This window comes from Chitinophaga ginsengisegetis, from assembly GCF_900168065.1.
Classification (GTDB): domain Bacteria; phylum Bacteroidota; class Bacteroidia; order Chitinophagales; family Chitinophagaceae; genus Chitinophaga; species Chitinophaga ginsengisegetis.
In genome coordinates this window covers 20,226-42,165 of the sequence record NZ_FUZZ01000002.1, presented here as the reverse complement: position 1 = coordinate 42,165, position 21,940 = coordinate 20,226, and the positions used below count along the sequence as shown (strand labels likewise).

General features: G+C 47.6%; 17 protein-coding genes. 10 read left to right on the top strand and 7 right to left on the bottom strand.

What is annotated here, in order from left to right; all coding sequences use genetic code 11:
- Positions 1–324 precede the first annotated feature (324 nt).
- Positions 325–714 (bottom strand): VOC family protein, encoded by a 390-nt coding sequence (locus tag B5Z18_RS14005; RefSeq protein WP_079470119.1) that lies wholly within the window; start codon positions 712–714, stop codon positions 325–327.
- Between the two features lie 159 nt (positions 715–873).
- Here B5Z18_RS14005 and B5Z18_RS14000 point away from each other — a divergent pair, with 159 nt between their 5' ends.
- Positions 874–2,133 carry an NRAMP family divalent metal transporter gene (locus B5Z18_RS14000; protein ID WP_079470118.1) on the top strand — a complete coding sequence of 420 codons (1,260 nt, stop codon included), beginning with the start codon at positions 874–876 and terminating at the stop codon, positions 2,131–2,133.
- A 2-nt stretch (positions 2,134–2,135) separates the two neighbouring features.
- Here B5Z18_RS14000 and B5Z18_RS13995 read toward each other — a convergent pair whose 3' ends face one another.
- Entirely contained in the window at positions 2,136–3,458 is a 1,323-nt protein-coding gene (locus B5Z18_RS13995) for a metal-dependent hydrolase family protein (RefSeq protein WP_079470117.1), read from the bottom strand.
- 198 nt (positions 3,459–3,656) lie between these two features.
- Between B5Z18_RS13995 and B5Z18_RS13990 the strand changes: the two genes are divergently transcribed.
- Positions 3,657–5,483, top strand: coding sequence for a right-handed parallel beta-helix repeat-containing protein (locus tag B5Z18_RS13990; protein ID WP_079470116.1), 1,827 nt, complete (start codon positions 3,657–3,659; stop codon positions 5,481–5,483).
- Here B5Z18_RS13990 and B5Z18_RS13985 read toward each other — a convergent pair whose 3' ends face one another.
- From B5Z18_RS13985 to B5Z18_RS13965, 5 genes are all read right to left on the bottom strand, one after another.
- Positions 5,484–6,302 (bottom strand): SUMF1/EgtB/PvdO family nonheme iron enzyme, encoded by an 819-nt coding sequence (locus tag B5Z18_RS13985; RefSeq protein WP_079470115.1) that lies wholly within the window; start codon positions 6,300–6,302, stop codon positions 5,484–5,486.
- Positions 6,280–7,026: a hypothetical protein gene (locus B5Z18_RS13980; RefSeq protein WP_079470114.1), complete on the bottom strand. Its 747-nt coding sequence runs from the start codon at positions 7,024–7,026 to the stop codon at positions 6,280–6,282. The genes B5Z18_RS13985 and B5Z18_RS13980 overlap by 23 nt, the downstream gene beginning before the upstream one ends.
- Before the next feature lie 131 nt (positions 7,027–7,157).
- Positions 7,158–8,714 (bottom strand): DUF6770 family protein, encoded by a 1,557-nt coding sequence (locus tag B5Z18_RS13975; protein ID WP_159454302.1) that lies wholly within the window; start codon positions 8,712–8,714, stop codon positions 7,158–7,160.
- A 42-nt stretch (positions 8,715–8,756) separates the two neighbouring features.
- The gene (locus B5Z18_RS13970) at positions 8,757–10,151 is read right to left on the bottom strand and encodes a M48 family metallopeptidase (protein ID WP_159454301.1); all 1,395 of its coding nucleotides are present in this window, start codon (positions 10,149–10,151) and stop codon (positions 8,757–8,759) included.
- A 65-nt stretch (positions 10,152–10,216) separates the two neighbouring features.
- Positions 10,217–11,050, bottom strand: coding sequence for a phosphatase PAP2 family protein (locus B5Z18_RS13965; protein ID WP_079470111.1), 834 nt, complete (start codon positions 11,048–11,050; stop codon positions 10,217–10,219).
- Between the two features lie 95 nt (positions 11,051–11,145).
- On the opposite strand from B5Z18_RS13965, the gene B5Z18_RS13960 reads away from it, so the two are divergent.
- From B5Z18_RS13960 to B5Z18_RS13925, 8 genes are all read left to right on the top strand, one after another.
- A complete protein-coding gene (locus tag B5Z18_RS13960; protein ID WP_079470110.1) occupies positions 11,146–11,901 on the top strand; it encodes an MBL fold metallo-hydrolase in 756 nt (251 codons plus the stop codon).
- Positions 11,902–11,973: 72 nt separating this feature from the next.
- Positions 11,974–12,462, top strand: coding sequence for a DUF5946 family protein (locus tag B5Z18_RS13955; RefSeq protein ID WP_079470109.1), 489 nt, complete (start codon positions 11,974–11,976; stop codon positions 12,460–12,462).
- Positions 12,463–12,503: 41 nt separating this feature from the next.
- Entirely contained in the window at positions 12,504–13,220 is a 717-nt protein-coding gene (locus B5Z18_RS13950; protein ID WP_079470962.1) for a DUF92 domain-containing protein, read from the top strand.
- Between the two features lie 498 nt (positions 13,221–13,718).
- The gene (locus B5Z18_RS13945) at positions 13,719–14,726 is read left to right on the top strand and encodes a PorP/SprF family type IX secretion system membrane protein (RefSeq protein ID WP_159454300.1); all 1,008 of its coding nucleotides are present in this window, start codon (positions 13,719–13,721) and stop codon (positions 14,724–14,726) included.
- Positions 14,727–14,753: 27 nt separating this feature from the next.
- Positions 14,754–16,346, top strand: coding sequence for a TolB-like translocation protein (locus tag B5Z18_RS13940; RefSeq protein ID WP_079470107.1), 1,593 nt, complete (start codon positions 14,754–14,756; stop codon positions 16,344–16,346).
- 83 nt (positions 16,347–16,429) lie between these two features.
- Positions 16,430–17,035, top strand: a complete 606-nt coding sequence (locus tag B5Z18_RS13935) for an RNA polymerase sigma factor (RefSeq protein WP_079470106.1) — start codon at positions 16,430–16,432, stop codon at positions 17,033–17,035.
- Between the two features lie 83 nt (positions 17,036–17,118).
- Positions 17,119–18,279 (top strand): FecR family protein, encoded by a 1,161-nt coding sequence (locus B5Z18_RS13930; RefSeq protein ID WP_079470105.1) that lies wholly within the window; start codon positions 17,119–17,121, stop codon positions 18,277–18,279.
- 185 nt (positions 18,280–18,464) lie between these two features.
- Complete coding sequence (locus B5Z18_RS13925; RefSeq protein ID WP_159454299.1) at positions 18,465–21,923, top strand: SusC/RagA family TonB-linked outer membrane protein; 3,459 nt, start codon at positions 18,465–18,467, stop codon at positions 21,921–21,923.
- The last annotated feature ends 17 nt before the right edge of the window (positions 21,924–21,940 follow it).

Below are 21,940 nucleotides of genomic sequence, written 5' to 3'. Positions count from 1 at the left end.
TAACATTATTAAAGATTTTGTTGTTGATAGAAATACCACCTCTGGACGGACCGGGGTCCATCGCAACATCTGCTGTGTAAAAGGTTAATAAAAACCAGTATGTAGTTGGCTATGCTACAGTCGTTGGGCCTACAGTACAGATTTAGATAAAATAATTAAGTGTCGTGATTAGCAAAAACAAGTCAGTTATAGCATGTTCAAATTTTGGTTATAGGGTCCATGTCCGGTTACAGCGGGTCAAAGCTGAAAACAAAACAGGATGATTCTCATTAGCGGCATAAAAATATACCGTTTTTTGCATAAAAACAATATTACCCGGAATGTTTATTTTGAAATATAATTACTTACCTCCAGCAGGTTGCCGCCGGGATCCCTGAAGTAGATGGAGCGGATCTTGCCGGTAGCACCGGTTCTTTCTACAATCCCGCCTTCCAGGATATTTATTTTCAGCGCGGTTAATTCAACTAAAATTTCCTCCACTGCAGTATCCGCAATAAAACACAGATCCGCCGATCCCATAGTGGGAGTAAGCGCTTTAGGATCTATTTCCCGGCCTTTTTCATGCAGGTTTATTTTCTGGTGTCCGAAACGCAGTGCCTTACGGTCATCACCAAAGGTGATCACTTCCATGCCCAGTACTGTTTCATAAAAACGACAGGTGGCTGATATATCTTTTACTGTCAGCACCAAATGATCTAAGCGGTTAATGACCATATGAAAATGTTTTATAACTGGGCAAAGGTCGGATGAAGTCATCAATTAAATAAATAGTATTATCAGATCATCATGATTGGTAAAAACAATGGATGACGCCGGAAGCTATATATCCCGGATTTCCATTAACTTACCATATACCCATTAATGACAAGGTTCATGGATAAACAGGACGCCCCCAATAAACCCATCTCGTTTTTTAAAAAGCTGGGTCCCGGCTTAATTACCGGCGCCAGCGATGACGATCCGTCCGGTATTGCTACCTATTCGCAGGCAGGCGCACAGTTCGGGTTGGCCACTTTATGGACGTCGTTGCTCACTTTCCCGCTGATGGCGGCTATCCAGGGCATGTGCGCCCGCATCGGGCTCGTTACCTGCGAGGGCTTAACGGTTACCTTAAAAAAGAATTATCCCAGGCCGGTACTTTACATCATGCTGTTATTCAGTTTTCCGGCTATTACGCTGAACATAGGCGCGGATATCCAGGGTATGGGAGCGGTGTGCCATATGGTCTTCCCGGCAATACCGGTATCCGTTTTTTGTGTGGGAATCACCGCCGTGATGATGTATGTGATCATCCGATTTTCTTACAAAAAAATTGCCATGATCCTGAAATGGCTTTGTATGTCGCTGCTGTTATACATAGTGGTGCCCTTTATGATAAAACAAAACTGGGGCGATATAGCAAAACATACTTTCATCCCCACCATTCAATATAACAAAGATTTCTTCTCTATCATTGTTGCAATACTGGGTACTACTATTTCACCGTATCTCTTTTTCTGGCAAACGACTATGGAAGCGGAAGACCAGGCGCATAACGGCAAAGGGATTGTGGTGGATAAAAGGGTGCTGAGTGAAATGAAGACAGATGTAAACACGGGGATGTTGTTTTCCAATATCGTGATGTTCTTCATCATCCTCACTGCGGGTAGCGTATTATTTCCGGCTGGTATGAGAGAGATAGATACGGTAGATCAGGCCGCCAAAGCGCTGGAACCGCTGGCAGGAAAACTTACTTACCTGATTTTTGCAACGGGTGTATTAGGAACGGGGTTGCTGGCCATCCCGGTGCTGGCAGGTTCACAGTCGTATATGCTCGCGGAAACGCTCGGGTGGAAGGCGGGGCTGGATAAGAAGTTCTCCCAGGCCAAACCGTTTTATGTATCTATTATCTTTTCCCTGCTCGTAGGTTTATCGCTCGACTTTCTCGGGGTGAGTCCCATTAAAGCGCTGTTGTATACCGCCATTGCCTATGGCCTTACGGCGCCGGTATTGATTGCGATGATCATGCATATCGGCAACAATAAAAAGATCATGAAAGAGTATACCAATTCAAAGTTGTCGAATATCCTCGGCGGACTCACACTATTGCTGATGACTGCCGCGGCAGTGGCCATGATCTGGTTCCTGTTCTGATATCATGGACGGGGAATGGTGTTCTTAAATATTTTCCCGTCTTTAATGATAAGCAGGAGGTTTTTCTCCGGATCGCCCAATAGCTCCAGGTTTTTCAATACGTCGCCGTCTACCAGCAACATATCTGCCAGCGCACCTTCTTCCAGTACGCCAAGCGTACCGGGGTAAGGATTCCGCGGACCGGACAATGCCAGCAGTTGTGCATTATCACTGGTGATCATTTTAAGGATTTCGAAATTGCTGAACCAGTTTTTCATGCGGATTACCTGCTGGTTCTGGTTTTTTGTTGCCGCAGGGTTAAAAAGCATGTCTGTTCCCCAGGCCAGCTTTACTTTATATTTTTTTGCCCACTGGTAGATGTGATCCGTACCTTCTCCTACCATTTTGCTGTCTGCCGCCTGTTTGGGATCGCTGTAGGTATTGCTGTTGGGACCACCAAACGGCTGCATGCTGAGCCAGATGCCTTTATCGGCCAGGAGTTTCACACATTCTTCATCCATCAGGTGCCCGTGGTCAATACACTTCACACCGGCAGCAACGGCCCGCTTAATGGCTGCTGTCGTATAGGCGTGCACGGTAACATAGGTGCCCCAGTCGGCCGCCGCCTGCACCGCCGCTTTCATTTCCTCCACGGAATACTGGGTCGCTTCCAGCGGATCATAAAGAGAGGCAACTCCGCCGCCTGCTGCGAGTTTTATTTGCGCTGCGCCATGCCGCAGCTGTTCACGGGTGGCTACCAGCACTTCATCACTGCCGTCGGCAATAATGCCTACGCCCAGCGCTTCCGGCCTGGATATTTCCCGGGCCGACATACGGGGAGGATCTGTAGGTAAACGGAAATCGCCATGTCCCGCAGTCTGGGAAATCATGGCGCCGCTGGCATAAATCCGGGGACCAGGCTGCAGACCCTGGTCAATAGCGCGCTTAATGCCAAATACCGGCCCGGCCAGATCCCTTACAGCGGTAAAGCCTCTCAGCAGGGTTTGTTCCGATTCTCTGGCCGCCCGGATAAACAGGAAGCTCTGTTCGCCCATCATCATATCCGTCATGGTATTGGCGCACATGAAGCTGTGCCAGTGGGCATCTATCATGCCCGGCATCAGGAACCGCTGTTGCCCGTCGATGATGGTCACCATCATGCTTTTATTGGTAGCAACCGGGTCTTTAGAAATGCGGGTGATCACATTGCCGGTGATCAGTACATTAACGGTTTCGGTTTTATTGTCCTTCCCGTTGAACAGCTGCACATTGTTAATTAACACCTGTTGCTGTGCATTTATCAGCAAAGGAAGCAGGCAGTAAAGAAACAGCAATACTTTTTTCATAATTATGCCTTTCCCTTATGAACACCTTTCCGCTACTTTTGTTTGGCGCAGCAGAAAATTATTTACCTCATAACCGGCATATTTAGTAGCTTTCCTCTTGCTTGCAGCAGCGCAGAAAATGGCTTTAAAATAGTATGCGTTTGCGGCAAAACAGTATCATCATCATTCCACGTAAAGAATTTTTATCATCATCAGCAAATGAATATTTTCAGAAAGATATTTACCTGCACAGGAATCGTTTTTACTTTCACCGCTGCCGCACAGGAACGGATACACGTAAATAGTTTTGGTCTTGCACCCAATACCTTCACAGATGCCACTACGCGGGTACAGCAGGCAATTGCAGCGTGTAAGAACAAACCCGGCGCCATATTGGAGTTTGCGCCCGGCCGTTATGATTTTTACCCCGACAGCGCCGTGAAGAAAGTGTATTTTATTTCCAACACTTCCAGCGAAACAGAAGTGCCGGAGAAAACAAAAACCATCGGGTTGTTTTTTGAAAACTTCAAAGACCTTACCATTGAAGGGAATGGAGCGGAGTTTGTTTTTCATGGAAAGATGACCACCTGGGTTTTTGACCAGTGTGAGAACATCACCATGCGCCATGTGACCGTGGATATGGAACGCCCTTCCATGTCGGAAATGACGCTGAAAACGGTTACGCCGCAAATGGTTGTTGCGGCTGTATACCCCGCATCAAAGTATGCTATTATTGATCAGCGCCTCGAATGGTATGGTCCCAAATGGGGCATGAAAATATTCCATGCAGTGCTGGCAGATACCGCCAAAGGTGTATACACTTATTCCTCCTGGGCGCCATTTCAAAAAAGTACGGCCACCACTATTGCTCCCAATACCGTACAGTTTACCGGCGATTTCTCCGGCTTCAAAGGCGGGCCGGGCAACGTGCTTACGGTAAGGGATGGCATCCGCGACCAGGTAGGCGCCTTTATTCAGCATTGCCGCAATGTACAGCTGGAGCATATCAACATGCGTTACATGCATGGCCTCGGCATTGTATCCCAGTTCTCCGAAGATCTTCACTACAGCCATATACAGATCATGCCCGGTGAAAAGAGTGGTCGCGTAATGGCCGCTTTTGCAGATGGTATGCACTTCTCCGGCTGCAAAGGAAACATCACCATTACAGATTCGCATTTCAAGGGCCTGCACGACGACCCGGTGAATGTACACGGCACTCACCTGGTAATTACGGAGAAAGTGGCGCCACGGGTATTGAAACTGCGGTTTATGCATCATCAGACATATGGGTTCCAGGCTTTCTTTGCGGGCGACAGTATCAGTTTCGTACATGCTGCCACGTTACAGGGATATGCAAACGGACGGATCGCCGCCGCGCGCATGCTCAGCGAAAGGGAAATGGAAGTGACGCTCAGCACGGATCTGCCGGAAGGGATTGTTGCCGGCGACTGCCTCGAAAACATCACCTGGACACCGTTGCTGACGATACGGAATTGCCTGTTTGAAGCCGTGAATACAAGAGGACTGCTGGTAACCACCCGTAAAAAAGTAGTGATAGAACATAACCGGTTTTACAGAACAGGTATGCACGCCATCCTCATTGCCGATGATGCCGCCAGCTGGTTTGAATCCGGCCCGGTACAGGATGTGCTGATCACCGGTAATACCTTCGAAGGCTGCGGGTATAACCTGGCGCCCGATAATAATTATGTGATTGCCATAGCACCGGAAAACCACCAGCTGTTGAAAGGCTATATGGTGCATCATAACATCCGCATAGAAGATAATGAATTCAGGATCTACGATTACCCGGTGTTAACAGCCCGCAGCACAGGCAACTTATCGTTTACCCGTAACCGTATTTCCTGGATGAAAGACTATTTGCCACAGGGCGCACCACGGCCTGCGTTCCGGCTCACCGGCTGCGAAGACGTAAAGCTGAATAGAAATGAGTGGAGGGTGCCTTTTAAACCGGCAGTGTTGCTGCAAAGCATGACGGCCAAAGCTATCAAAACAGACCTGCCGGTAGAAGTGAGGCCATAATTATTTTACCGTCCGGAAACCCTGGTTGCTGAAAGAAGCCCGCTGGTGAACACGCCCAATATCCACGGAGTTGAAGAAGGAGCAGGAGCGCTGGCTGCACCACCATGAGCCGCCGCGGGCATGAGCCAAGGTTGGGCTTTCACCGGGCTTTATATGACCGGAACAGAATTCAAAAACGTTGCCATACATATCATACAACCCCCAGGCATTGGGTTGAAAGCTGCCAACAGGCGCTGTATACATATATCCGTCTGAACTATCCGCCTGCAGGTGGTCTTTCCCATGCCAGATATTGGCATAGCGGCCGATGAGCGCTTTTTTATCTCCAAAAAAATAAGTGGTGCGGGCGCCGGCACGCGAAGCAATTTCCCATTCTTCCAGCGTTGGAAGTCTTACGCCTGCCCAGTGGCAATAAGCCTGCGCGTCTTTATAGCTGATACAGGTAACCGGGTGCTCCATTTTGTTTTCAATGCCACCGGCACTCACCCCATTGGGGAAACGCCAGCAGGCGGTAGAATCATTGTTCCATTCAAACTCCCGCAATCCCGGTACAAATACCAGCGCATCGTGTCGTTGCTCTGCATCGGTTACATAACCGGTGGCCGCCACAAACGCGGCAAACTGCCGGTTAGTGGTTTCATATACGGCTATATTAAAACTATCTACCCTCGCTTGTCTTTCCGGGTTAAGCGTATGTTGTGGCCCACCTATGCGGTAGGTGCCGGCGGGTACCAATACGTATCCGCCCGGCGTTTGCGCGGAGCTGGCATAGCCACTCAGCACCAGCAACCCAATACTAACCTTTTTTAGGAAGCCCATTGTAAAATGCAGTAGCCCGTTCAATGATCAACGCTTCATTGGCGGTATTGAAATTTAAGAATGCCTGGTAACTGGTTCCTTCATCGGCGTACAGCTTTTTGTAGGAAGCAGAGGAGAGGAAGGGCGCATACTCATTATTCTTCATTAATATCATCAGCAGGGTGAGGATATCATGATCCTTATGATCCCTGTTATAGGTGCTGATCAGCAAAGGAATCATTTCCCGGCCATTGATGTCGATGATCGCCTTTTTATAGTTAACGCCAACCCGGTTACTACGCTGGATGGAAGCGCTCATTAACGCAATGACGGAGTCGCGGTTAGCCTTCATGAAATTCTGCTGACGCTGGCTCCAGCTGTATTCCCCGAAGGCGTCCGGCAATTGTGCGAAAATCTTTTTATGCTCATCCGGAACCGGTGGCATGGCATCACAGTTCTGGCTATACGATTCTCCATGGAGCAGGTGATAAGTAAGCTTTTCCCGCATAGATAAAGCCATGTATTCTTTTTTGGGAGGCAAAGAGGTGTTCTCGTCTTCATCATCACCGGTTTTGGCAATCAGGGCCAGTACTTTTCCCAATCCATCCGGAGGTCTGCTTATTTTCAGGCGGTATTCGTGATAAGCCTGGCTTTCTTTGCTGGGCTCAACCCATGTTCCATCTTCCTGGGAAAAACAAACGCTGTAAGCAAATACTGATAGGAGAGCTGCTACAATCTTTTTCATGCAAATTAAAAATTTAAGGGAAGATAAAACAGGTGCGGGTATTTGCCAAACAATTCAGCAGAGCTGGTCTTGCTATAATGAAAAAGCAGCGAAGAAACCTTCGCTGCTTTTTCATTAAGATGAATGTATTGTTAACTGATCTTTTCCAGGTGCACATCAATACGTTTTTCTTTCTTAAAATATTCCAGGATCATTACAGAGCCGGGCTTTGCGGGGAATATTTTCAGCTTGCTGGCGTTGGATTTTAACTTGATCTTATCCTTTGTGAATTTACTGCCGTTATAGTGGATGGTATTGAAAGTTTGGCCCTTGTAATCACCGGTTCTTTCATAATCACTGTAACAGATGGAGAACGTTTCGTTATCTTCATCACTGGTAGTAAAATCATAATCAAAAGCGCCAGTGCTTTTGAGCGCCAGTGCAATCATATGCTGACTTACATAATCTATACCTGGTGGGGTAGCGGCGGCGTTATTCGTTTTATTAAATATCTGGGCGCCGGTTACATTAAAATGTTCATCAAATGTCATGACCACCATATCGGTGATGGTGATTTTTGTAGCATTAAATGCATCAACTCCTCCCGCTGCAATGCTTAATGCCTTCAGGGCTGTACCGCCGGCGCTAACCTGCCTTTTATAGCCTTCGCCTACTACCGTTAGTTTGCCATCTGCTGTGAGAATGAGGTTATGAATACAGAGATAACCTATTTCATCTATTTTTCCTTTGCCGGAAGTGTGAAGGTATTTGGCAAAATCAGTTTCCCAGCTGTTGTATTTTCTGGAGAGAATTTTCCCAGCTGTATTCATTTCATAAACAGCAAGCCCTTTGCTGGCGGACTTTACCGGGTTCGCATCCTTATCGCAATAAGGACCCATTACCAGGAAGGTGCCATCGCTTTTACGTTTGATGCTGGTAGGGAGTATGCGGTATTCGTCTTCATCTTCATCTCCCTCAAGATCAAATGCCACTTTTTTAGTAATAAAGTTGATACCTACCAGGTGTGGTTTCATGGCATTGCTGAGCAGGCGTCTTCTGCTCAGTACCTGCAGGATAATAAGACTATCGGTATTACCCAGGTATTCTGCCACGGCAAACCGGTTTTTGTCATCCGGGATGTACTTCCAGTAAGCTTTTTTCTGGGATCCGTAAAAATCCATTTCATAGGTATAATCTTTTCCGTCTTTCACCGGCATTACAGATACAAACCCTTTTTCTCCCACATCAAATACGTGCTGGTTGGTAGCTTCATTGTCTGCACGGTCTTTGTTGTACATCTTCATGAACTCCTCTGTTTTACGGCTGTATTCATTGATATAGGTACGGAGCAGCTTACCTTCCATAGAATATATCTTCATTGTGAGTTTTCTTTCCTTTTCATCCTGGAAAAGAAAAGAGAGACTGTTACCATTGTATGCGGCTTCCAGGAGATTCACGTTTTTGTTATCCTCGAACTTAATATCTTTTACTTTATTGAGATTCTCGTCCAGGATCTGTAAAGTATACTCATTGGTTTTTCTATCTACTTTATCACTCAGATAAAAAAAGAAGTATCCTTTGATCTGTTGCTTCTCCATAATGGTACCGCTGTTACGCAAATAAGCGGAATACACATTGTCGATAGATAACTTACCCTGCGCCTTCAATGCAGACCAGCCAGAGAGAAAGAGCAGTACTACTGCGAACATTTTTTTGTACATGATGTTTAGGTATTAGGGCGTTAATTTTTATTATTGGATTAACTGACGCGATTTATTAAACTCCCGCATAAAAGCGGTATAGGTATTCAGTTTCGGCTGATATGCTTCCAGGTAATAAAAGCTGATGGCCGGGAATTCATCCAGGTGCAGGTTTTGGATCATCTGCAGCAGCACATTGTAATTATCGGTGTAAACCGGTGATGGCAGGTCGGTGAGCTTCCCCAGCGTATGCGCCTTCTGTGCATCATAACAACTGTTCAATACTTTCCCGATATGTGTTACCAGGAAAGGATCATCGGGATATTCCTGTAACAGGGAAATCGCATAATATAAGCTCCTCGAATACTGGTCGTTTTCAAATGCATAACTGATCACTTCATATTTAAAAGCATGCCGCAGGGAATCAAAGGTGGCTTTGTCAATAATATTCAGCGCGGTATTGTTCCTTTGACCGGCGCCTGCCATTGCTTCCAGTAGCTTTATGCGTTGTTTGCAATCAGGATGTGTTTTGAGAGAATCTTCCATCTCCTGGTCTTTTTCCAGCTGTGCATGTCCGCCGAGTAGCCCTTCGCGTTTGGCTGTCCACCTTTTGCGGAAGGGATATGCTTTGGCGTTGAATAGTTGTTGTAACCTGGCGGCGGTATTCATGGTATCTATGTCTACCGTATCCAGCAGGGCCATTACAGTTAACGCGCCATTCACGCTGAAGCGGGTGTGTTGCAGGAATACCAGCCCCATAGAATCAGCCTGCGATTCATGGTCCCGGCTGTGCCGGCGGCTGTTAAATGTAACGCCCCTGATCAGTTTTTCCAGTTGCTCCCGCTTGCCGTATTCCGTGGCTTTGATCTTGCGCAGCTCCTGCTGCATATCTTTCCCGTTCATGGTATTTACATAACGGGCAATGCCGTTTTCACTATGCTGCAGGTAGTAATGCGCCAGTTCATGACACAATACAAAAGCTGCCTGGCTCTCATTTTCCAGTTGCTTAAACAGGCCCATGTTAAACAGGATAATGCCTTCGCCGATATAGCTGGCATTGGGAACGGCCGATCTTGAAAAGTAGCAGTATATTTTTTGATGTTGTAGTAACGGGTTTGCCTGCACAATTTCCTGTAATAACTTATCAAGATATTGTTTGGCACCGGTGGCCGTATAGATTTCTTTTTCGTCGAATTTGGACTTGATATTTTCCCAGCGCTGATCGTAAATAGCCTGGAATTCTTTTTTGTATTTGGATGGGAAAGCAGCCAGCCTGGCTTTGTAACCGGCTTCAAACTGTTGTTCCAGGCTGGTTAGCAGGTGTTCGTCCGGGCTCGCGGGACTGAATACGTTTAACTGTGCGCTCACAGTAGGGGTGAAATAAATAAAACAGGCAATGCAAACAATACAAATCCGCGCAGAGAGCCGGAAGCAGGGAATACTCATATATGACATAGCGTTATAGGCGCTGCTAAATTAGCTATTTATTTCTAATTCCTGCAGGTTTCAGATCAGGGCGCCATCATGAGTTGCATGGCTTTTTTATGCTCCAGTTCCCGGTGATGCCGGAAAACGCTTTTGGTTACAAAGTGTCCCAGGGCCAGACCTACCCACACATCGCTGCTCCAGTGCCGGTTTTCATACAGGCGGGTGGCGCCGGTGAGGCCGGCAATGCCATAGGATACCCACGGCACCCACGGATGATCTTTTCCATACAGCTCCGCGAAAGCGGTGGCTACTGTCATCACGGTGAGACTATGTCCCGATGGGAAAGAAGTATGCTGTTTATCTTTGCTGAAGGGAGCATTAAAGCTAAACGGGGAGTCGTAATAGGTAGGGCGTCCGCGTCTCACAATACTCTTAATGGTAGCGTAAATGGCGGTGGAAATGATGAGCGATTTGGCAGCCATGAGTCCGCCGTGTTCCAGGTTGCGGTCTTTTGCAATCACGCCCACCACATACATGCCGGCTACAAGATACGGGGAATAGGCATTGCCAAAGGGTTCTATCTGGTCTGTTACGCTGGTAACAAAATTTGACTGGTGACGCACAAAAAACTGTTTCACGCCATAATCCCCTCCCAGCAGGATACCGGTTACCCCGGTTATCACACCCAGCCGGATGTAATCTCTTTTCTCCCAGTGGGCGGGCCGGGCCACCGTATATTTCAGGTCCCGCCAGATACTGCCCAGGTAAACGCCGTTTATGCGGTACCGTATTAAGGTGTCGCTGGCTTTAATAGCCGGACGGCTGCTGTCTGTTACAACGGGCAGGCTGCTGTCCGATTGTGCCTGTAAGCGGGGCGAGAAAATAACCAGTAAAAGAAATATAAGCCGGAATCCCATCTGTTTAAGTGCTTTGCAAAGAGCACGAAAGTAGTATTTTTAAGAAGAAGCAGCGCCGGAATTGTTTAACTTTACGATCACATTAATCAGCAATTATGAGAAACTGTTTCCTTGCCCTCCTGGTACTTTTGGCCACAGGCAATGCCATTGCGCAGAGAGTTACACCGGATGTGATCTCCACCTCCAAAGGCAATCTTACTATCCAGCCCATTAACCACGCCGACCTCCTGTTGTCGGTGGCAGGCAAAACCATTTATGTGGACCCTGCCGGCGGAGCGGAGCCACATAAAGGACTGGCAGCGCCGGATATCATCCTGGTAACCGATATTCATGGCGATCACTTTGATCCGGCTACCATCAATGCTGTTAAAACAGCCCATACAATTATTGTTGCCCCGGCTGTGGTAACAGCGAAACTGGAAGGCATACCTGCCAGCCAGGTCATCACCCTGAAAAACGGCGAATCCAAAACTGTGGAAGGAATTTCCATCAACGCCATTCCCATGTACAACCTGCCGGAAAGCGCCACCGCTATGCATACCAAAGGCAGGGGTAATGGATATGTGCTGAAGGTAGGGGGTAAGTCCGTCTATATCTCCGGCGATACCCAGGGCATTCCGGAAATGAGGGCGCTGAAAAATATTGATGTAGCCTTTGTTTGCATGAACCTGCCATATACAATGGATGTAACGGAAGCAGCAGATGCCGTACTGGCCTTTGCTCCAAAAATAGTATACCCTTATCATTACCGCGGTAAAGGCGGACTCGCCGATGTAAATAAGTTCAAAAGCCTGGTAGACGCAGGTAATAAAGGAATTGAAGTAAGACTGCGCGATTGGTATGCGAAATAACAACCGCTGAAAGAATGCTGGTGTAAAATCCTTATTTTTAGTATTTACACCAGCATTTAATTTCAGCAGCACATGACAGAAAACAACATCATTTGCCCGGGCTGTAAACTACATCTTGCATACCAGCAATTAGCCCCCTCCGAAAGATATAATGCATCCGGTGAATGCCTGGACCTCTTCAATCAGCTCGCCGACCGTACCTTTGCTTTTAAACATCCGGATTTCCATCATCAGCTGTCGGTAGATGCCTACGGCGCCCAGCATGCCGGTGGCGTGAGCCGGAACATCATCACCGCCTACGCGCTGATAGGGTTGTATCTTGCACTGGAAAAGAATTATACCGGGCGGCAGGTACAGCATGTGCACAGCATTATCCCCAAACAATCCTGGGAGAAGCTGGAACCGCCCGCCACCACCGGCGCCCTCACCGTACAGGATGTACTCAAAGCCACCACGGAAGAGGAACTATACGCCGCTATGAAAAAATGGGCACAGGCAGTATGGGATAGCTGGAGCGCACATCATGCCTTTATAAAAGAAAAGACCGCCCTTTACATTTAAAAAATCAGGAACGGGATATTTGTATAGTTTTGCGGCTTGTTATGCAACTATCTTCTTTCTTCGAACTGATTATTATACTGGTGGCAATTATTGCCATTGCGGTACTGTGTGTAAAAAAACGTAAGCTCACTCCGGGCGGTGGCGTGATGGCAGCGGCAGTAGCCCTGCTGGTAGCCGCCGGAACCGGCTACGGCGGACTGTTTTTGCTCGGCGCATTTTTTATCATGGGCATAACCGCCACTTCGCATAAGAAGCACCTGAAAATTTTTCCGGGAGAAAACCATCCCGAACAGCGCACGGCTGGTCAGGTATTTGCCAATGGCGGAGCAGCCGCTATCATGGCGTTGCTGGCGCTCATAAGCCCTGACATCGACGATATGTACCAGATGATGCTGGCCGCCAGCCTGGCTGCGGCTACTGCCGATACGCTGTCGTCCGAACTGGGCATGGTATACGGCCGCAACTTTTATAATATCCTCACCTTTAAAAAAGAGGCCAGGGGCCTGGATGGGGTAGTCAGCCTGGAAGGCACCCTGCTGGGTGCTGCGGGCGCCGGCATCCTCGCTTTACTTTACGGTATCTGTTTTGGTATGGACGAAACCGTATGGTTTGTGGCCATTGCCGGTATTGCCGGTAACCTGGCAGACTCCCTGCTGGGCGCCACACTGGAACGCAAACACATCATCGGTAATGATACGGTGAATTTCGGCAATACCTTGTTTGGCGCTATTACAGCGATGCTGTTGTACCTGCTGTAACCCCATGTAGATAGGATTCCTATGTTGTCACATATGTTATTCTGCTGCAAATGATAAAATTTAGTAAACCTTTTACCATTTTTATTGTTGATAAAGGCTGGGAGATACCCTTCTGGTTGCTATTGATGTATGTAGATAAGGAAAGGTATCCTTCACGACCGTCTTCAAAAACTGATTTGTAGCTCATATTCTATGGGAAAAAACGTGCCCGTCGCACGTGCAACCCCTTTTTGTCTGTCCGGTTATAACATTGACATATCCTTTATGCGGCACTGTATCCTGCTACCACCACGCAATGTGAATAAGATCATGGAGTTTATTGTACCCCGGACGGAAATGGTAAAACGATTGTTTCGTGATAACACCTCAATAAAAGTATTTACTTCTACATACTGAAATGATGTACAGCACAAACTGACAGGGATTTAACGGGGAAGTCAAATTACTTCGGTAATCATTACTTATTGACATCTTAAAGGATCTCGTATGAGCATAAACATGAAATCAAAGTTAATGCTGTTGTTAGCGTTTTCCGGGCTGCTGTATAAGCCGGTAGCAATACAGGCACAGCAAAACTTACAGTTCAGCCAATATGTTTTTAACATGTTGAGCGTGAACCCGGCCTACGCAGGTTACAAAGAAGAGCTGTTTGCCAATGCCATTTACAGAAAACAATGGGTTAATTTCCCCGGTGGTCCTCAAACCGGCGGCGTATCTGTAGATGGCGCCCTGAACGCCTCCCGCGATAACCGCGTGGGATTGGGGCTGCAGGTAATGTATGATAAACTGGGCCCCCAGGACGCTACCTCCATTTATGGAATGTACTCCTACCGTATCCCGCTGAATGAGGACGGCGATAAGCGTTTATGCCTGGGAGTAGGAGCCGGGGTTACGCAATATGCCATCGACGGCAACGCGCTTGTGTACAACGATGATAATGATCCTACAATTCCTATGGGCAGGGCATCTACCTGGGTACCCGATGCACGGTTCGGGATCTATTACTTTACCTCGAAATTTTACGTAGGCGCCTCTGTAATGGATCTCTTTTCCCTTTATACAGATGCCTCCCGGTATTACTGGAAAGGATACCAGTATAAAACCATCCGTAAAACACAACACCTGTATGTAAACGCCGGCATGATGTTCGACTTGTCTGAAAGCATAAAGTTCAAGCCATCTATCCTGGTAAAAGAAGACTTTAAAGGACCCACCAATGTAGACCTCACCGCTTTATTCTTTATAGCCGACCGCCTTTGGGTTGGCGGCTCTTACCGCACCGGGGTGAAGATCTGGAGTAAACCCGCGCTGGATAAAAACCTGGAACAACTGGATGCCGCCAGCGCACTGGTACAGTTTAATATCACCAATCAGTTCAGGTTGGGATATGCGTACGATCTTACCGTTAGCAAAATGTCTTCTTTCCAGAGCGGATCACATGAAATATCCATCGGGTTTTTATTCCCCGGCAAAAAAGCCAGGGTGATCAGTCCGAGATATTTCTAATGCAGGGTATTCATTTAAATACACACTATGAAAAAATATGCTGGTATAATTCTACTCATCTTATCGGTACAGTTTTTACAGGCACAGGAACAATTGTCGCTGGACCAACAGGCTGCTGTTTACTACAACAAATACGACTACGCAAAAGCGGCGTCCCTGTATGAAAGGATTGCTGCAAAGAGAAAGGACAAAACAAAAACCCTTGTGCTGGAACGCCTGGCAGAATCCTACCGGCATATCAATGAATATGCAGCGGCCGCCGCTTGGTACGCTAAATTGCTGGCCCGCCCCGATGCCCCTGCTGATGCCCGTTTATACTACGGCGATATGCTCAAAAGTTTAGGTAAATACGCCGACGCAAAAGCTGCTTACACACAATATGCACAAACCGGTAACCAGGAACGGGTAAAGAACAGGATCGCCGGCTGCGACGCTGCACAGGAATGGATACAAACACCCACGCCTGTTGCCATCCGCAATGTGGAACGGCTTAACACCATTGGCTCCGACTGGGGCGCTACTTACTATCCCGGCGGTATCGTATTCGTGTCCGACTCACTATACCGTAACCAGCTGGAAAACGGCAGCCATTTTAACAGGAATGTATATGGCCGCACCCGCACTGATTTTCAGGGGCTCTACATAGGAGATACCGCCAACTACGGCAATGTATACATCAAAGATTTTTCCCCGGCATTTAACTGGTCGAAATACCATGTAGGCCCCGCCGTTTTTGACAAAGATTACCGCACGGCCTATGTAACCATGACAAACGCCGATCGTCGCATCCCGGCTGTAAAAGAAGATAAAGTGAAGTACGGCTATCGCCGCCTGGAGTTATTCTCCGCCCAAAAAGATGCAAATGGCAAATGGGGAGAACTAACGGCATTCCCGTATAATAAACCCGATGAATATTCCCTGGGACACGCCGCCCTCAGCAATGATGGCAACACCCTTTATTTTGCGGCCAACATGCCCGGCGGACAGGGAGCCACAGATATCTGGTACAGCGAAAAACAAGGTGATGGCAAATGGAGCGCACCGGTAAACTGCGGCCCGGGTATTAATACTTTGGAAGAAGAGGAGTTTCCAACCATAGCCCCCGATGGCAGTCTGTACTTTTCCAGTAAAGGATGGACCGGCATGGGAGGCTTTGATATTTTCCATACCTCCGGTAGTAAAGCCCAATGGAGTACACCGGAAAACCTTCGATATCCCACCAATTCCGCGGGCGACGATTTTTATTTTGTAGCCGCCGCCAACGGAGATACCTACTTCGCCTCCAACCGCACCGGCGGTAAAGGAAGCGATGATATTTATTCCATTACCACACCCTCCGCCTATACGCTTACCCAATTACCACCGGGACTCGTAATCCCATTCACCGGTACCGTGTGCCCGTCATTAGCAGCCGCATGTATTTACATCTATAACAAACAACGGCAAATCGGCTGGTGCTTTATCGGGGAAGCCGGCAGGGAAATTACCCTGACACTGGAAAAAGATACCGACTATGAAATCCGCCTCCATTATCCTGGTGGCACACGCGTGGAAATTATTGAGTTCAATACACGCGGCATGAAAGACGGGGAAGTGCTGAGAAAAGATATCTGTAAATAAAAAGAAGAACGAATGACGGCTTTTTTTCTATTTTTACGATATCAATCAAAACACCGATCTCTCCGCGCCTAGATTTTTATGGAATGCACCAGTTAGAAGATGAGAAGGAATTGCTCCAGCGGGTAGCCAACGCCGATCAGGAGGCATTCAGTATACTTTATGAACATTATGCCAGGCATGTGTACGGCCTTGCCCTGCGCCTGATGAAATCGCCGGAGATAGCACAGGACCTTACCCAGGAAGTTTTTGTAAGAGTATGGATGAAAAGAGACCACCTGCTTACTGTACAGCAATTCAGACCCTGGCTCAACACCATTACCCGCAATATGGCGATGGATTACCTGCGGAAAAAAGTAGCGGCTCCGGAAAATGAAGAATACCTGACCAGCTTTTTTACCGATACAGCGCCTTCCGTAGAAGAACAACTGGCGCTGAAACAACTGGAAGGAGCCATTTTACAGGCGGTAGACCAACTTTCCCCTCAATTAAAAACCGCTTTTATGCTGAGTCGTTTCCAGGGATTAACCCATACGGAAATTGCACAACGCATGAATATTTCACCCATTACCTCCAAAAGTCATTTAGTACGGGCATTGGCTATTATCCGTAAATACCTGGAAGAAAACTTCCCGGAAATTGCACTGGTGGCTCTTTTGTACCTGACGCCATTATTTTCTGCTTTTTTTTAAGAAAGTATGCATTACCCCCCGGATGTATTTACGTCTATAGTAGCGAAGGGTAGTAACAACATCAACCATTATTATTTAAATGCATGCAACCTGCCGACAAGGAATTTGATGAACTGTTCCGCAAGTATACGGACGATACCATAACACCGGAAGAGTTCCGGCAATGGCGGGTGATGCTCCTGGATGAGCGCAACACTGCCAGGCTGGAAAGCTTGCTGGCGGCGCTTGCCGATACCGACCACTCGGCATTCGGACAGGAGGCGCCCCTGCCGGAAATGTACGCGCATATTATACAAGCCATCCCATCAAAAGCAACAGATAAACCACCACGCCGCCTGATTTGGTGGGCGGCAGCGGCATCCCTGCTGCTACTCATTGGCACCGGTATTTTCCGATGGCAGCAGCAAGCCGGCAAACAGCAGCTGGCAGCAAAATACGACGTGGCGCCAGGCAGCAGCAAAGCCGTATTGAAACTGGCCGACGGCTCCGTAATCACACTCGACAGCGTTGCCAAACGGCAGATACAGCTGGGCAATGCCACCGCCCAGCAGGTAAACGGCCAGTTGAATTATGCACCTTCCTCCAATGGGGAAGCCGCCGGTATCAATGTACTCACAACGCCCCGCGGTGGCCAGTTCCAGGTAGTATTACCCGACGGCACCAAAGTATGGCTGAACGCCGCCTCTTCACTTAGCTATCCTACCGCTTTTACCGGCCGGGAACGACTGGTGGAAGTGAGCGGGGAAGCCTATTTTGAAGTAGCGAAGGACGCACACAAACCCTTCCGGGTAAAGATCAGCAAACAGGAAAGCTATATTGATGTACTGGGTACTCACTTTAACATAAACGCTTACCCCGATGAAGCAGCCATCCGCTCCACTTTGCTGGAAGGGCGTATCCGCTTCAGCGCAGCGCAGGCGGTGGTATTGCAGCCAGGGCAGCAGGCTGTTTTAGCGGCAGGTACGCACACGCCGGAGGTGGTGAACGGGGTGGATACCAGCGCGGTAATGGCGTGGCGCAGCGGGCTGTTTAATTTTGAAGGACAACACCTGCGCGAGGTAATGCGGCAACTGGCCAGGTGGTATAACATAGAGGTAGTGTACGACCAGGAAGTACCGGATGTGGTGTTTGGCGGAAAAATAGTGCGGAATGTAAGCCTGACGCAATTGCTCAAAATATTGACCGATGCCGGCATTCACTTCAGGCTGGAGCCGGGAGGAAAGCTCATCATACAACCTAAATAAACCAATCATAAAAAACGAAAACCGGAAGTGCTTGGACCCACTTCCGGTTAGTAGTTCAGTCGTTTTAAATTTTCCGTAAGAGAATCTATTATCAACCAAACCAAATGCAATTTATGCAAAAAAATGCTTATTGTGGCCACCTGTCATGGTGGAGGCATCGTTACATTACCAAAATCTTGTTCGTAATGAGGCTGACCTTTTTACTGATGACCATTACTTTTCTAAGTGTGCATGCATCAACTTTTTCGCAAAGTGTCACACTTTCAGGAAAGGATCTTTCCCTGAAGAAAATTTTTACTGCTATCGAGCAGCAAACAGGCTATGTAGTTTTTTACAACAGCGAATTGCTGAAAACAGCGAAACCGGTAACGGTAGCGGCGGAAGAGATGCCATTGGCGGCTTTCCTGGAAACGGCTTTTAAAGACCAGCCGCTGAATTATACCATCACCGATAAAGTGATTACACTTGCGGTAAAGCCACCGCCACTGGAAGGCAAACTACCTTTTGTGGTAAGTGCTTTTATAGAAGTGAGAGGAACCGTGCTGAATGCGGTGAATAAAGAGCCCATTGCGTCGGCATCTGTAAAAATAAAAGGAAAGAACAGGGGCGCTATTACCGATGCACAGGGCAACTTCGCGTTGAATGCAGAACCCGGCAATGTGTTGGTCATTACTTCTTTGCAATATGAAACACAGGAAATAAAGATCATCCCTAATCAGCCTGCCCTCACGGTGCTGATGAATCCCGCGGTATCCAAACTGGATGAAACCGTAGTAACGGCTTTTGGTATAGAAAAGAGTTCTAAAGAAGTGGGTTACAGCGTAGCCAAAGTGAGCGGGGCAGATATCAACCGCGCCAATTCCGGTAACCTGCTCCAGGGGCTGGCCGGTAAAGTATCCGGGTTAAATATTGCTGTACAGAGTGCCGACATGAACCCACAGATGCGGGTACTGATCCGCGGCATCCGCTCCTTTAGCACCACCAGTAATAATCAGCCGCTGTTTATCCTGAATGGTACGCCATTGTCTTTTGGATCGGATAATGGCTCCGCCGCCATGATCATGGACTTTATCAATAACATCAACCCTGCGGATATTGAAAACGTAACCGTGCTGAAAGGCGCCAACGGTACGGCTTTGTACGGACCGGAAGGGGTGAATGGCGTGATCGTTATCACCACCAAAAAAGGACAAAAAGGCAAACCCGCTATCAACTTTCGTAACAACGTAAGCTTTTCCCGTCTCGATTTCCGGAACGATAAAAGCAAACAGCGACGCTTCGGTAACGGCAGCGGACTGGTAGACGACAAAGGAAACGGTATTTACAGCAGCCTGGATAAAAACGGCTGGGGCCCCGCTTACGATGGCCGGCTGGTACCAATAGGAAGAGCCGATGAAAACGGCGACTACCAGATGGTGACCTACTCGGATAAGAAAGACGCAAGACGTTTTTTCAATGTAAGCCACACTATACAAAACAACCTGTCTATCTCACAATCAGATGCCATCTCCGATTTCTACCTGGGGCTAAGCGCCGTGAACGCAACAGGCATGGTACCGGGCGACAAACAGGATGCTGTTAACCTCTTCTTCAGCGCAGGCCGTAAACTGGGAAAACTGAATGTACAGTTGAACCTGAACTACTCCCGCACCAATACCGATAAAGGCCCCGAGTTCACTGATATGCTGAGCACACCCACTTTTATCCCTATCCTTAGTTATAAGGATTATGAAAATGATAAGTGGTCAGACCTCAACCACTACTGGAACGATAACGATGTGATGAGCCCTTACCAGGCAGCAACAGCCCGCAGGAAAAAAGGTACGGATAATGCGGTGATAGCCGGTTTGATCCTGACAGGCAAAGTATTGCCCTGGTTAACGGTAACGGATAAACCGAGTATTGTATATGATGGCTTCTACGAAAAATCGACATCACAGCCACAGAATTTTTCTGATTTTGCAAAGCAGTTCGGCGGCTATAACCGTTTCCGCGACAGGCTCTCACAGCTGTCGGAAGAAACCCGCTCTAACACTACGCTTAACAACGACCTGCTGATTACAGCATTGAATCATGCCGGCGATTTTAATTTCCGGACTACTTTGGGTAGCTCCGTAAAGGAAAATTATTATAAGAAACTAGGTGGCAGCGGTAATCCGATTATACCGGTATTCAACCTGGCTTTTTCCCGCGATCCGACAGGCGCCGGTGAAGAATCACTGCTGACCCGTAATTATTCCTTCTTCGGTACTTCCGGTATTGGTTACAAAGACAAAGTATTTGTGGAATTGATGGCGCGGAACGACTGGGATTCCAAGCGTGCAAAAGCAGGCAGGGGCAAAGACCTGTACATAGGAGGTAATACTTCTGTGATCCTGAATGAAGTAATTTCTTCCCTGAAAAATTATACCTGGCTGTCACGCCTACAGGTACGCGCAGCAGTAAATACCACGGCCAATATGAATATTGAGCCATATCAGTCGGAGCGGACATTGCAGATGGCGTATTCTAATAGTTTTCCTTATCCCGGCACCTCAGACGAAGGGGTCATTGCCTATGAATACCTGGGAGGTAATCCTAACCCGTTATTAAAGCCGGAGAAAATCCTCAGCCAGGAGTATGGCGCCAGTGTGAGCTTGTGGAAAAACCGGGTATCAGCCGATTTTACCTGGTATACCCAGCGCAATAACGGGGTGATCATGAAAGTGAAAATTCCGTGGTTAAGCGGTGGCAGCACCGTGGATAACCTCGGGATAATGCGCAATTATGGCTGGGAACTGGATCTGAAATTTGATCCGGTTATTAAAACAAGAAGCGGCTTTTCTATCAGTGCCGATGTACGTATAGCCATGAACGATAATAAGGTTATCTCCATCAGTGACGTCTATGACGGACTGTTTCCTTTAAAAACACCTTATTACGGCAGCATGTATGGTATAGTGGCACGTACCGGCGAGCGCGCATTTGAATACCAGGTATATGATTTAAAAAGAGATGCCGCAGGCAGGGTGATTGTGAATAAAGAAACCGGTATGCCGGATGTGGATATGAACAACCCCATTTATGGCGGCCGCACGTTACCCAAATATTCCGGTGGAATGAACCTGAACTTTGCGTTTAAAGGATTCACGCTGGCAGTGCTGGGAGAATTCAATACCGGCGCTATGCACTATTCTGAACTGATGCAGTATGACGTACAATATGGCTTCAGCGCACTCACTTTGTACAACGACCGCAAGCCATTTATCTATCCCAATTCATCATATGATGATGGCAGCGGTAAATATGTGCCTAACACAAGCGTATATACGAAAAGCGCCAACCAGGAATTATATAGCCACTTTACCAATGCTTCTGCGAATTACCTGACGAAAGCAGATTTCTTCAAAATAAGGGAAGTAGTGATTGGCTACGAGCGCTTCTTTAAAACAAAAACCATCAAGAAACTCAATTTAAGTGTATACGGCAGAAATGTGTTCAACTTCTATGCAAAAGCAAATAAATCAGGTGATCCGCAACTGATCAAAGGCCCGGGCGACAGAGGCTATCGTACTATCCCCGACAATCTTTCGGGATCAGCTTCCGGGGTGTCTACCGTTCCGGGTGTAGCACAATATGGAGTGATCACTACTGTGAGTTTCTAACAACAAAAAATTAAACT

What these genes read in the sequence shown, in the direction of transcription:
- B5Z18_RS13960 (WP_079470110.1), top strand. Translation starts at nt 11,146, where the DNA reads ATGAGAAACTGTTTCCTTGCCCTCCTGGTACTTTTGGCCACAGGCAAT.
- B5Z18_RS13940 (WP_079470107.1), top strand. Translation starts at nt 14,754, where the DNA reads ATGAAAAAATATGCTGGTATAATTCTACTCATCTTATCGGTACAGTTT.
- B5Z18_RS13945 (WP_159454300.1), top strand. Translation starts at nt 13,719, where the DNA reads ATGAAATCAAAGTTAATGCTGTTGTTAGCGTTTTCCGGGCTGCTGTAT.
- B5Z18_RS14000 (WP_079470118.1), top strand. Translation starts at nt 874, where the DNA reads ATGGATAAACAGGACGCCCCCAATAAACCCATCTCGTTTTTTAAAAAG.
- B5Z18_RS13970 (WP_159454301.1), bottom strand. Translation starts at nt 10,151, where the DNA reads ATGAGTATTCCCTGCTTCCGGCTCTCTGCGCGGATTTGTATTGTTTGC.
- B5Z18_RS13995 (WP_079470117.1), bottom strand. Translation starts at nt 3,458, where the DNA reads ATGAAAAAAGTATTGCTGTTTCTTTACTGCCTGCTTCCTTTGCTGATA.
- B5Z18_RS13935 (WP_079470106.1), top strand. Translation starts at nt 16,430, where the DNA reads ATGCACCAGTTAGAAGATGAGAAGGAATTGCTCCAGCGGGTAGCCAAC.
- B5Z18_RS13985 (WP_079470115.1), bottom strand. Translation starts at nt 6,302, where the DNA reads ATGGGCTTCCTAAAAAAGGTTAGTATTGGGTTGCTGGTGCTGAGTGGC.
- B5Z18_RS13930 (WP_079470105.1), top strand. Translation starts at nt 17,119, where the DNA reads ATGCAACCTGCCGACAAGGAATTTGATGAACTGTTCCGCAAGTATACG.
- B5Z18_RS13925 (WP_159454299.1), top strand. Translation starts at nt 18,465, where the DNA reads ATGAGGCTGACCTTTTTACTGATGACCATTACTTTTCTAAGTGTGCAT.
- B5Z18_RS14005 (WP_079470119.1), bottom strand. Translation starts at nt 714, where the DNA reads ATGGTCATTAACCGCTTAGATCATTTGGTGCTGACAGTAAAAGATATA.
- B5Z18_RS13975 (WP_159454302.1), bottom strand. Translation starts at nt 8,714, where the DNA reads ATGTTCGCAGTAGTACTGCTCTTTCTCTCTGGCTGGTCTGCATTGAAG.
- B5Z18_RS13965 (WP_079470111.1), bottom strand. Translation starts at nt 11,050, where the DNA reads ATGGGATTCCGGCTTATATTTCTTTTACTGGTTATTTTCTCGCCCCGC.
- B5Z18_RS13980 (WP_079470114.1), bottom strand. Translation starts at nt 7,026, where the DNA reads ATGAAAAAGATTGTAGCAGCTCTCCTATCAGTATTTGCTTACAGCGTT.
- B5Z18_RS13990 (WP_079470116.1), top strand. Translation starts at nt 3,657, where the DNA reads ATGAATATTTTCAGAAAGATATTTACCTGCACAGGAATCGTTTTTACT.
- B5Z18_RS13955 (WP_079470109.1), top strand. Translation starts at nt 11,974, where the DNA reads ATGACAGAAAACAACATCATTTGCCCGGGCTGTAAACTACATCTTGCA.
- B5Z18_RS13950 (WP_079470962.1), top strand. Translation starts at nt 12,504, where the DNA reads ATGCAACTATCTTCTTTCTTCGAACTGATTATTATACTGGTGGCAATT.